The following is an 11,400-nucleotide window of genomic DNA, read 5'->3' on the forward strand; positions in this document are numbered from 1 at the left end:
GCGGCGCGACGGGTGTATAAGGAGATTGAAATGAAAAAAGTCGCTGTGGTTGGATGCACCGGCGCCGTGGGCATGACCATGCTCCAGCTGCTTGAAAATACCGCGTACGAGGTGGTGTGCATGGCCTCGCCACGCTCGGCCGGTAAACGACTTAAGGTTGGCGACAGCGAGCACTTGATCGAGCCGTTCTCGGTCGAAGGTTGCGCCACCTGCGATATCGTATTCCTGTGTGTTTCAGGGGCGTTTGCCTTGGAGTACGGCGAGCGCCTCGCCCAGTCTTCCTATGTAATCGATAACTCGTCGGCGTTTCGCTATGCCGATCACGTGCCGTTGTTGGTCCCACCCATCAACGGCCAGCGCTATGCCGGTGAAAAACTCATCGCCAACCCCAACTGCTCGTCGGCCATTGCCTTGATGGTGCTTGGCCCGTTGCACCACGAATATCAGCTCGACAGCGCGATCATTTCCACCTACCAGGCCGCCAGCGGCGCCGGGCAACCGGCGATGGAAGAGCTTCGTGAGCGGGCCAAGGCCTTCACCGACTATGGTGATCACGACGGCGCCGAGCACTTCGCGCATAACCTGGCGTTCAACGTGATTCCCCAGGTCGACTCGTTCGAAGACAACGGCTACACCCGCGAAGAAATGAAAGTGGTCTGGGAATTGCGCAAGGTGTTGGGCGAACCGGACCTGGCCATCAGCACCACCGCCGTGCGCGTGCCGACCCTGCGTTCCCACGCCGAAGCCTTGAGCCTGCGCTTCAAGCAACCGATCCGCTCTCTGGCTCGCGTTCGCCAACTGCTCAGCGCCGCTCCGGGGGTTGAAGTGGTGGATACGCCCGAGCAGGGCTGCTATCCGATGCCCATGACTTCGACCTACAAACACGCGGTAGAGGTCGGGCGGATCCGCTACAACCTGATCTACAAGGAGCACGGCCTGGACCTGTTCATCAGCGGCGATCAGCTGTTGCGCGGGGCGGCGCTGAACGCGTTCGAGATCATGCAATTGATCGACGATTGACGTCTGGTCCTTGCCGATCTCGCCATCAGGCCATTAGCCTCTGTCCACATGTTGCGACCAACGGATCTCTACCGCCCTCAAGGCTATAATGACTCGTCCAAAACTGATCATTGAGCCTTGCATGGGCTTAGCTTGTGCATGAACAGGATTGATAGGCGTTTGCGATTTTGATCAATCACTTTTGCGATATTTTTGATTAGATTGATCAGTGCAATCTTTCGCTAGGTGCTAGCGCTGAATCAGCGTGTATTGATTGCTAAAGGCATCGCGCTGGGCATCCAGGTAGCGCAGATGGGCATCTGCTCCGTCCTAGTAGCTGTAACGAGATGTTCACAGAGAAACCACAAGGGCACCTCAGTTGCCCATGCGCTGCGGGTCAAGCCAGTTTGCTGCGAATTGCCAATACCGATTGGCGTGTTCCACGCCCAAGGCGGTGTCAAGTGTGGCCTGATCAATGTCGGCACAGTCAGCCAGCACGGCTCACTAGGCTCTGTACGAAAAGCCTTGATACTCGGTGATGCTGCGTTGAAAACAGCCTCGGAATGCTCATTTACAACCCGTAAACTCCGCTTCCTCGGCTGTTTTCGCCTTGCCTGACCTTCGTCTCAAGACTTTTCATGCAGACCCTAGCAGCAGACAATCCAGGGCGGCCATTTAAGACGATGGCGGGCAATGACTGCCTCGCCACCGCTGAATGACCGTCGCGTCAGGCTGGCACGTACGGGGGATAGTCGACATAACCCTTGGCGGTGCCGCCGTAGTAGGTGTCGCGATCTGGCGTCGACAAAGGCCAGCCGTTTTTCAAGCGTGCGACCAAATCAGGGTTGGCAATGAACGGTTGCCCAAAGGCCGCCAGATCGATCAGCCCAGCATCAACCAGGTCTTGGGCGCGCTCCAGTGTCATGTCACCGGCAAGAATCAGCGCTGTTTGGCCCAATTGCGCTTTGCAGTGCTCCAGCAGTTCTCGAAGCGCTTGCTCCTGCGCAGTAGCGCTTTCACTCGCCAGGAAAAAGTGTGTCTGATCCATGACGTGGACATAGGCGATCCCACGCGTGTTCATGCCTGCGCAGAGTGCAGAGTAGGTCTCGTCGATCTCGGGGTAGAGTGGCATGTCGAAGAGCTGCCCGTACGGAGAGATCCGAATACCTACCCGGTTTGCGCCAATTCTGGAGCAAACGGCATCAACCACTTCAAACACGAAGCGCAGGCGGTCTTCCAGGCTTTTCGCTGAATAGCGGTCGGAGCGGTCATTGACCAATGGGTTCAGGAACTGCTCGATCAGGTAGCCGTTGGCGCCATGAATTTCCACGCCATCGAAACCGGCAGCAATTGCATTCGCTGCGGCTTGCGCAAAATCTTCAACGACTCGACCGACTTCCTCAGTAGCAAGAGGGCGGGGAGTCGACGTTGGGACAAATCCTGGTTCACCGTTCTGCGTGTATCCGAAGGCGATCGCGCCTTGTGCAACTTTGCTCGTGGCACTGACGGGCGCTTTCCCGTCGGTCTGAATCGAGGTGTGGGAAACACGTCCAACATGCCACAACTGGGCAAAGATTTTGCCGCCCACGCTGTGGACTGAATCGGTGACCAGCTTCCAGCCCTGGATCTGGTCTTCTGTGAAGATCCCGGGATTGAAGAGATAGCCCTGGCCCTCGCGGGAGATCGGGGTACCTTCGGACACAATCAGGCCAGCTGTGCCTCGTTGGGTGTAATGCAAGGCCACCTGTTCAGTTGCGATGTCCTCTGGTGCCCGTGACCGGGTCATCGGTGCCATGACGAAGCGGTTGTTCAGCGTCAACCCGTTCAGGTCATATGGGTCAAACAGGTCAATCATGAGTCTTGGCCTCCAGGTGGGGTAACGCACTGCTATAGAGGGCGCGATGGTAGGAGGTTGCGAAAAAGGTCACAATTAAGGCTGAAAGCAAAACACTATTGCTATAACAGCAATTTTTGAGTGTGCATTTGTTTGATTGCTTAAGGCTGAAAGCACGGCATCGGCTGAGCATTTGCGGGTCATCGCAGCCTCCCCGAGCCCCCCCGAGCCCCTGAAGGACACCTGACATGCATCTAAAAGCCCACAGGTTTTTCGCGATGGTTGCCCTCAAAGGCAGCTTTTCCGCGGCAGCCCGCCACTTCCAGGTGCCGGCCTCATCGGTTTCACGTTTCATTGCGGCGCTTGAGCGGGAGGTTGGACAACAGCTCCTGTATCGAAGTACTCGCGCGGTAAAGCTGACCGATGCGGGTGAGCGTTATTACCTTCAGATCAGGGAAGTTCTGGAGTTGCTGGACGCAGCAGATGAAGAAGTCAGCGGTAAAGGGGGGGACATTGGTGGCCTGGTGCGGATCAATGCACCTGTCGCGCTAGGCCATCTTCACATCGTGAAGCTCCTCAATGGTCTTTATCTGCAATACCCCGAATTGACCGTGGAGCTGGCTGTCACCGATGCGTTCATTGATCCTGTACAGGAGGGCGCGGATATCACATTCCGAGTCGGGCATTTAGAGGACTCGGGTTTGATCGGACGGAAAATCTGCGACCAACGCTACGTACTCTGCGCGAGCGCAGAGTATGTGGAACGGTATGGAAAACCTTCGTCGCCGCAGGAACTGCGAAACCATTCCTGTCTCGTCTATAAGGGAACGGGTGGAGCGCAGCGCTGGTATTTTCGTCGTCCTGAGAGCGAGGCAGTAGAAATCATTGATGTTCAGGGTCCACTCCGAAGCAACAACGCTGAGGTGCTGGTGGCAGCGGCATTGGCTGGAAGGGGGATCGTATTCTTTCCTTCCTGGCTATTCAGCAAAGAGCGCTTCAGGAACAAAGAGTTGATCCGGCTTCTGCCCGAATGGGAGGGCTCCGTGGAGGCGATGCCAAGTCAAATACACCTGATATCCCCCGAGAACCGGCTTCGCTCGCGAAAAGTGCGATTGGTTTGGGATTACTTTCTGAACGCCATTGGCACGCCGCCTTATTGGGACGACTTGGAGTGACGGCCTGGCTATGCGCAGGCGCTTATGGAGGTAAACCGTTGGCCTTGCCAGCCATGAACAGCGCGCCTCAGAACGACAACCTTGGCCCCAGATAGCTGTTAGCACTTTCGATGTCGTCATCCCCCAGTGCCCCGACATTGGCAACCAGGCGTAATCTGGCCAGCAGGTAGCGCAATTTGGCTTCGAACAGATCGCGGCGGGCGGTGTAGATCTGCTCTTGGGCGTTGAGTATGTCGACATTGGTACTGGTACCGGCCATGAACCCCTTTTTTGACGAGTCCAGTGCGCGCTCGCTGGATTTGACTGCTTTTTCCAGCGCATGGATGCGTGCTTCACCACTTTGCACACCGCGATATTCCCGTGTGGTGCCAGAGATGATTTCTTCGCGGGTAGCGTTCAAGTCTTCTTCGGCCTGGTCCCGGCTGGCGACGCTTTGCCGGGCACGGGCGCTGACGTAGCCACCGCTGTACAACGGAATGTTCAGTTCCACCCCGGCAGAGGCGTAGCGGTTTCGCTCGTTCTGGGTGGAGAGGGTTTCGCTGTCGGCTGCGGTGTAGCCCACAACCAGATCAAGGGTTGGCCAGTGGCCGGCCTTGGCCTTGGCAACTTCCTCATCGGCGGTGCTCACGTTCAAGCGGCGGGCACGGATTGCAGTGCTGTCAGTGCCTGCGCGGATGATCCATGCCTGCAGGTTGTCCGGTTGCAGGGGCGGTGTCGGGAAGGTGTCCTGCAGGGTTGCGATCTCATCCGGCGCCTGCCCCAGGTACTCCTGCAGCAGACGCCTGGCGACCACCAGGCTGTCTTCGGCCTCGATGAGTTCGGCTTGGGCCAGATCTCGGCGCGCGATTGCCTCGTCGACATCGGTGATGGTGCCATCACCCAGTTGCTTACGCCGTTGAGTGGAAGCGACCTGCTCATTGAATGAGTTGAGTTTGGCTACTGCCAGTTTTACGGTTTCGTGAGCCAGCAGCACGTCAAAATAGCGACCGGCCAATCGCACCGCCGCATCCTGAGTCTTGCCATCGAACACCGCTTCACCGTACTCGGCCTGATACTGGCCTTGGCGGTACTCGGCCATTTTCTGTTTGTTGAATAGCGGTTGACGTAACTGCAGGGTCGCACTTTTGGAGGCGTAGTTCAGATCGTTAGTGTGGCTATTGCCGAAAAAGTCCGGCTGCTTTTGGGTGCCGTCAATGTGGTTTTCAAAGGCGGTTATTCCCACTTTGGGTAGCAGCCCGGATTGACCAATGGCACGATTTTCCCGCGCAGCGTCGCGCTCGTGCCCGGCGGCAAGGTAGGCCGGGCCCTGGAACTGCATCAAGTTCCAGGACTCGCGAAGGTCCAGGGCCGGCACCGGCTGAGCCAGGCATAGCAAGGCGGCGAAGCCAATGAACATGCCGCACCTGCTCACGTTATTGCTCCTTGAATGCGCCATCGACGCGTTCCAGCAGCGGTTTCAACAGGTAGCTCAGCATCGTGCGTTCGCCGGTCTTGATCGTGACCGAGGCCGGCATGCCGGCGCGAATATGGTTGCTGCCGAGCAGGGCCATGCCAGCCTCGGTCACTTCGATCTGAGCCAGGTAAAAGGGTTGTTTGTTGTCTTCGCTCACCAAGCGGTCGGCGGAAATGGTCAGGACCTTCCCGGGAATGTTCGGCGTTTGCACATGGTTGAACGCCGGGAAGGAAATGGTCACCGGCAGCCCCGGCGCCATGCGGTCGATGGCCTGCACCGGGATCATCGCATCGATTTGCAACGGTTCGTGAGCCGGGACGATTTCCATGATCTTGAAACCTGGAGCGATCACACCACCGATGGTCGACACGCTCAGCCCCTGGACCACGCCCTCGATGGGTGAGCGAATCACGGTGTGCCGGACCTGATAGTCCAGCGCCTGTAATCGATCGGTGAGCGTACTGCTTTCCTTTTGCACGTCCGCCAGCAACGACTGTACTTCCTTGCGGTAGTCGTATTCGCGTTGAAGGATGCGCAGCTTGATGTCGGCAACCTGACTCTTGGCCCGGGCGATGTTGTTGAGGTTCTCCGCCTGCGACGCATTGAGATCTGAGCCGGAGCGCTCCAGCTCGAGCATGCGGTTGCGCGGCACATAGCCTTCGGCGGCCAGTTGGCGTACTCCGGTGAGTTCTTGATTGAGGAAGCCGAGTTGCGCCGAGCGGGCCGCGTAGATGTGCTGCATACCCTTGATCTGAGCCTCGGCCGCCGCTTGCGATTCGCGCAGGATGCCGATCTCGCCTGCCAGGCTGGCGCGTCGCGTTGCGAACAAATGTCGCTGCAGAAGGATGGCGTGGGCCAAGTGTTCATTATTGGCGTAGCGTTGCAACATGGCGGGGTCGAACACTACATCAGGCAGCCCGTCACGCTCGGCCTCCAAGCGGTTTTCCATGGTTTTGGTGGCGATGAACTGTGCGTTCACCACCCCTTGTTCCGAGAGTGCTTGGGTGGCATCGAGTCTTACCAGTTCCTGATTCAGGGTGACACGTTCGCCTTCGCGTACCCGTATGGCTTCGACGCTGCCGCCGGTGAGGTGCTGGATGGTTTTGCGGTTGCTGGTGACCTTGACCGTCGCTGTGGCAACGATGCCGGCATCCAGCGGTGCCAGCCATGACCAGAGCAGAAATCCGCCAAAGCCAAGGATGACCAGCAACACCCCCCAGCGCGCTGGACGTTGGTCGTTGACATCAATGTTCGCAGCCGCGCCTACCGATTCCTTGTTGCGCGGATCAATACTCAAGGCGCCCATTTACTCTCTCCCGCGAACGGCTGAAAGGTTCGTGGCGCCAACAGTTGGCAGCACGCTGGTCTGGCGCAACGCCGCAAAAACCTCTTCCCGTGGGCCGAACAGCTGGGTGCTGCCGTCACGCAGCATCAGGATTTTGTCGACGGTACCGAGAATGCTAGGGCGGTGAGAGATCAGCACCGTGGTGCAGCCTCGTGATTTAAGGTCTTTGAGTACGTCAACCAACGCTTTTTCGCCGGCGTCATCGAGGTTGGCGTTGGGCTCATCCAGCACGATAATCGACGGGTCACCGTAGAGGGCGCGTGCCAGGCCGATACGCTGGCGCTGGCCTCCGGACAGTGGATTGCCATCAACCTCCAGCGTCGTGTCGTAACCCTTGGCAAAGCGCAGGATCATGTCATGCACGCCGGCCCGTTTGGCCGCCACGATCACCGCATCGCTGTCGACCTCACCAAATCGCGCAATGTTGTCGGCGATGCTGCCTTCGAACAATTCAACATCCTGAGGGAGGTAGCCGACCCAGGGGCCGAGTTCTTCCTTGTTCCACAGATAGACGTCCACGCCGTCGAGCCGCACCTTGCCGCTCTGTGCCGGCCAGATGCCTACCAGTAATCTGGCCAGGGTCGACTTGCCCGAGGCGGAAGGACCGATGACGCCCAATGATTCGCCCGGCGACAGGCTGAAGTGCGGCCCGCGAATGATGGATTGGCTCATACCCGGCGCCCCGGCGTGCAGGTGCTCGACTGACAGCATGCCGAGCGGGCGCTGCAGCTTCATCGCTGCGGCCTGGGGTGGAAAATCTTGTAGCAGTTGCTGCAATCGTGACCAGGCACGGCGAGTGGTCAGCAGTTGTTTCCAGGCGCCAATCAACTGCTCCACAGGTGCAAGTGCGCGGCCGCTCAGGACGGAGCAGGCGATCATCATGCCCGGGGTGATAGCCCCCTCTATTGCCAGCAGGGCCCCTGTGCCAAGGGTCAGCGATTGCAACACCATGCGCGCGAAACGGCCAAGGCCGCTGATATAGGCTGCGCGGTCTGACGCCAGGGTTTGCATTTCCAGAATACGCAAATGGCTACCGAACCAGCGTTGGGTGATGGCCGGTAACATCCCCATGGCTTCGATGACTTCGGCGTTGCGCAGGTTGTTATTGGCGAAGCTAGCGGAGACTTGAGCTGCCAGATTGGCCTCATTCAGGGGCTTTTTTGTAGCGATTTCGGTGAACCAGGTCAGTGACACCAAAATGAGTGAGCCTGCCAGGGTGACAGTTCCCAGTAGTGGGTGAATCAGGAAGGCGACAAACAGATAGATCGGCGTCCAAGGGGCGTCAAAAAACGCAAACAGACCGTTACCGGTCAAAAACTGCCGCACGTGAGCCAGATCTTGCAGGGCCTGGGCCGGGTTACCACCGGCGCGCTGAAGGTTGCGCGCGAATGCGGCCGTGAACACCCTGCGGTTCAGGGCCATGTCCAGACGGTTGCCGACCCGGATCAGCACATGAGCACGTACCACCTCCAGCGTAGCCATCAAGGTGTACAAACCGATCATAAGAAGGGTCAGCATCAGCAATGTGGTGATGTTGCTGCTGACCAGCGCCCGGTCATAGACCTGCAGCATGTAGATAGCCGGAGCCAGCATCAACAGGTTGATAACGCCACTGAACCCGGCCAGCGAGTAGAAGGTGTGGCGCAACTGAAACACTACCTCGGCAAATTCGGAGCGCTGGCGGTTTTTCTTATCCATCGGAAGGTTCCAATGCCGGGGCTTTATGTACCTCAGCGTAGGAGGGCGACACCTGGTCGGATAAGAAGCCGATCCGGATTTTTCAAGGTGTCATTTTTTTGATGATTTTGACGGCCTTTAAAAACAATCACTTGGTGAGGTTATTTTCAGACGATTGTGAGGGGAACTGCTTATTGACGGGTAAATTTCGTCCGACTTAAGTCTAATTTTTGGCCTCGATGTTCCAGGCATTTGCGACGGTCGCTCCGCGTCTGCCCGGGTTACCTGCTATTAATCAATGAGTGTTCGAAACCTCGCCCTGTCAGGAGCCTGTCATGAATTCTTTCATCCGCATTGGAATTGCCGATGATCATCCTTTGTTGCGTGAAGGCGTTGCCAATACGCTGAGGAAGAGGCCGGACTTGCAGGTGGTGGAGCAAGGGGAGAGTGCCGATGAAGCCCGCGGCATTGCCTTGCGGTTGAGGCCGGATGTAATGCTGATGGACGTCAATATGCCAGGCGACGTGTTTGGCGCGGTGCGGTTCATTTCCACCCACGTGCCGGACGTCAAGGTGCTGATGTTGACGGTTTCCGAGGCCGAAGATGATGCCTACTCGGCGCTGGAAGCCGGCGCGCGTGGGTATGTATTGAAAGGCGTCAGTGGACCTGATCTGGTGCAGGCGATTAGGTCGATTGCCAAAGGTGAAACATTCATTACCCCTGAGTTTGCAAACAGGTTGCTGAGCAACCTCAAGAAACACGAGGTGGACATTCACAAAACCGACCTCACTCATAGAGAGGAACAGATCATTCGTGAGGTCTCAAAAGGCCTGACCAACAAGGAAGTTGCGTCAAAGCTGCTGATCAGTGAAAAAACCGTCAAATACTACATGACCTGTGTGATGCAGAAGTTGCACGCCCGCAACCGTGTCGAGGCAGTAACAGCCTTACGCCATTATTGGCGGCGGGAGGCCATTGGTCGTCTGGGCATTAGGGATATCAAGCAGCGTATAGATGCCTAGCGTCTCCCGACTAGAGATTGAATTGTGCATTTACCGAGGTGCCAGCCTGGGACGAATCGATACTGAACTGTCCACCGAGGGATTCCACGCGATAACGCAGGCCCGCGAGCCCCAGGCGAGTCCTGCCTGAGGTCTCGGCCTCCATGGCATCAACCGAAATACCCGGCCCACTGTCTTTGACTCTGATAGAAAGCCGCCCATTTATGTAGTCTGCGCGAACGGTCTGGCCTTGGCCTTGGGCATGTCGGTAAGCGTTGTTCAGGGTTTCCTGCACGAAACGGTAAAGGCAGAGTTTGAGGGGTAGTGATGTCTCTTCGGGGAGCTGCCCCAGTTGCATGTTGACCTTGCTGCCTGTGCGCTGCTCGTGCCGCAGGGCCACCAGCTGCAACTCCTCCTGCAAGCTCAGATCGTTGATTTCCGGAAGTGCCAGGCCCCGCGACAGATCCCGTACTTCACGCAATGCATCGGTAGCGGCGCGCCGTATGGTTTCCAGGGACTCCTGATCGACGGTTGTGCAGTTTTCGGCCAAGTCATCGAGCTGAACCAAAATCAGGGTCAGTAGCTGTGCCGGACCATCATGCAGGTCTGCGCCGATGCGTCTTAGCGTGAGTTCGTTGATTCTGGAAAACTCCTGCGTCGCCGTGGCTATCTTGCGTTGCAACACAGCATTGCTCAGGTGCAATTTGTTCTGCTCCAGCATGCGCGATCTCAGTGCCACCTGCTGACGCTGGATAATCTTGTCCCCGCGTCGAACGATGAAAAACAACAGCGTCAGCATGGCCAGCGTCGCGGTGCCGACGACCATCCATACCTGCTGATGGACGCGATTGATTTCCTGCTCAAGGCTTTCGGCCTTTTCATAGAACTCCCCCACTGCAATGATTTTTCCGGTATTTAGCTCTCGCAGCGGTGCATAGATTTCATACAGCGGAATATTTAAATTGCGTTCGAACTCACTCTCTGTCTGTTTCAGCTCATCAAGGTCGGTGACGACGTTGCCTTTGAGCGCATCAGTGATTTCAGTCATCGGGAACTTGCGATTGGCGATGGATTTGTCTGTGCTGTACACCACCGTGCCGTCCGGTCGCCAGATCTTGATCGAGACAATGTGCCGTTTCAGCGAGCTGCCCTCCAACAGACTGTCCAGGGACTCTATGCTTGACGGCGAGAGTCCGTTATCGCGACTCAATTCCTGCACATAGGGCTCCAGAAACGCTTCCATGTAATGGGCGCCGGCCTCGGCTGCGCTTTGCACGGCTGCTCGTTCTATTCGCTCGCTCACCAGTTCGCCGACGAAAAACATCGTCAGCCCCAAGATCAGTGTGGCGGCAATCACGAACTGCGTGGAGCGGCTCAAGTTGCGTGCCTTAATCATCACGCGAGTACGCCACAGCTCACTGCGGTCGGGCATGGGTACAGGCTCGACCGCAGTCTCAGTCGCCTCAATAGAGGCCTCCGTGTTCGATTGGGGTTTGGCCGCTTTTGCCATCAGTACGGCTTCCTGATCATGGTGTTGAGTCAGTAGTGCTTCACGCACTCAGGCGTGAGAACGCATGACGGCCGCTCACGCGTTTATCCCGTCCGGTGTTGCTGATTGAGTAGATGCTGTGCACGCTCAGGTCACTATAGCCGGGCAATCCAGCACTGCATGTTGCGCCTTGGTGTATGGCCTGGATTCGTCAGTCAGTTCAGGGTTGATTCAGATTTCAGCGTGGGATGAACGGCAGGCTTATACCCGACCAAGGTCTCAGTCGTGTCAGCGACGAAAGTCTCAATTTTTCATTAGACCTTCGCACCTGCCGTGATTCGTCTGCGTTCGTAATGCTGTCGGTGAAGAAGTAGTAATTGGATCCTTCCGCCTACAGGCTGCGCCTCAGGGTTGGCATCAAGGTCTG

At 57.2% G+C, this 11,400-nt stretch carries 8 protein-coding genes; 3 read left to right on the forward strand and 5 right to left on the reverse strand.

Features of this window, described 5'->3' with window-relative positions; translation table 11 throughout:
• Nucleotides 1-30: 30 nt before the first annotated feature.
• Nucleotides 31-1,020: an aspartate-semialdehyde dehydrogenase gene (locus AB7M23_RS15690; protein WP_454241256.1), complete on the forward strand. Its 990-nt coding sequence runs from the start codon at nucleotides 31-33 to the stop codon at nucleotides 1,018-1,020.
• 706 nt (nucleotides 1,021-1,726) lie between these two features.
• On the opposite strand, the gene AB7M23_RS15695 is transcribed toward AB7M23_RS15690, so the two are convergent.
• Nucleotides 1,727-2,854 (reverse strand): alkene reductase, encoded by a 1,128-nt coding sequence (locus AB7M23_RS15695; protein WP_454241257.1) that lies wholly within the window; start codon nucleotides 2,852-2,854, stop codon nucleotides 1,727-1,729.
• 227 nt (nucleotides 2,855-3,081) lie between these two features.
• Here AB7M23_RS15695 and AB7M23_RS15700 point away from each other — a divergent pair, with 227 nt between their 5' ends.
• On the forward strand, nucleotides 3,082-4,008 hold the full coding sequence (locus AB7M23_RS15700) for a LysR family transcriptional regulator (RefSeq protein WP_454241258.1): 927 nt from the start codon (nucleotides 3,082-3,084) through the stop codon (nucleotides 4,006-4,008).
• Nucleotides 4,009-4,075: 67 nt separating this feature from the next.
• On the opposite strand, the gene AB7M23_RS15705 is transcribed toward AB7M23_RS15700, so the two are convergent.
• The 3 genes from AB7M23_RS15705 to AB7M23_RS15715 are packed head-to-tail and all read right to left on the reverse strand — an operon-like array spanning nucleotide 4,076 to nucleotide 8,504.
• On the reverse strand, nucleotides 4,076-5,404 hold the full coding sequence (locus AB7M23_RS15705; protein WP_454242183.1) for a TolC family outer membrane protein: 1,329 nt from the start codon (nucleotides 5,402-5,404) through the stop codon (nucleotides 4,076-4,078).
• 16 nt (nucleotides 5,405-5,420) lie between these two features.
• Entirely contained in the window at nucleotides 5,421-6,767 is a 1,347-nt protein-coding gene (locus AB7M23_RS15710) for an HlyD family type I secretion periplasmic adaptor subunit (RefSeq protein WP_454241259.1), read from the reverse strand.
• Nucleotides 6,768-8,504, reverse strand: coding sequence for a type I secretion system permease/ATPase (locus AB7M23_RS15715; protein ID WP_454241260.1), 1,737 nt, complete (start codon nucleotides 8,502-8,504; stop codon nucleotides 6,768-6,770). It abuts the gene before it with no gap.
• Nucleotides 8,505-8,818: 314 nt separating this feature from the next.
• On the opposite strand from AB7M23_RS15715, the gene AB7M23_RS15720 reads away from it, so the two are divergent.
• Complete coding sequence (locus AB7M23_RS15720; protein ID WP_454241261.1) at nucleotides 8,819-9,505, forward strand: response regulator; 687 nt, start codon at nucleotides 8,819-8,821, stop codon at nucleotides 9,503-9,505.
• A 10-nt stretch (nucleotides 9,506-9,515) separates the two neighbouring features.
• Here AB7M23_RS15720 and AB7M23_RS15725 read toward each other — a convergent pair whose 3' ends face one another.
• On the reverse strand, nucleotides 9,516-10,994 hold the full coding sequence (locus AB7M23_RS15725) for a sensor histidine kinase (RefSeq protein ID WP_454241262.1): 1,479 nt from the start codon (nucleotides 10,992-10,994) through the stop codon (nucleotides 9,516-9,518).
• Between the last annotated feature and the right edge of the window lie 406 nt (nucleotides 10,995-11,400).

It is taken from the genome of Pseudomonas sp. HLS-6 TE3448 (genome assembly GCF_053629555.1).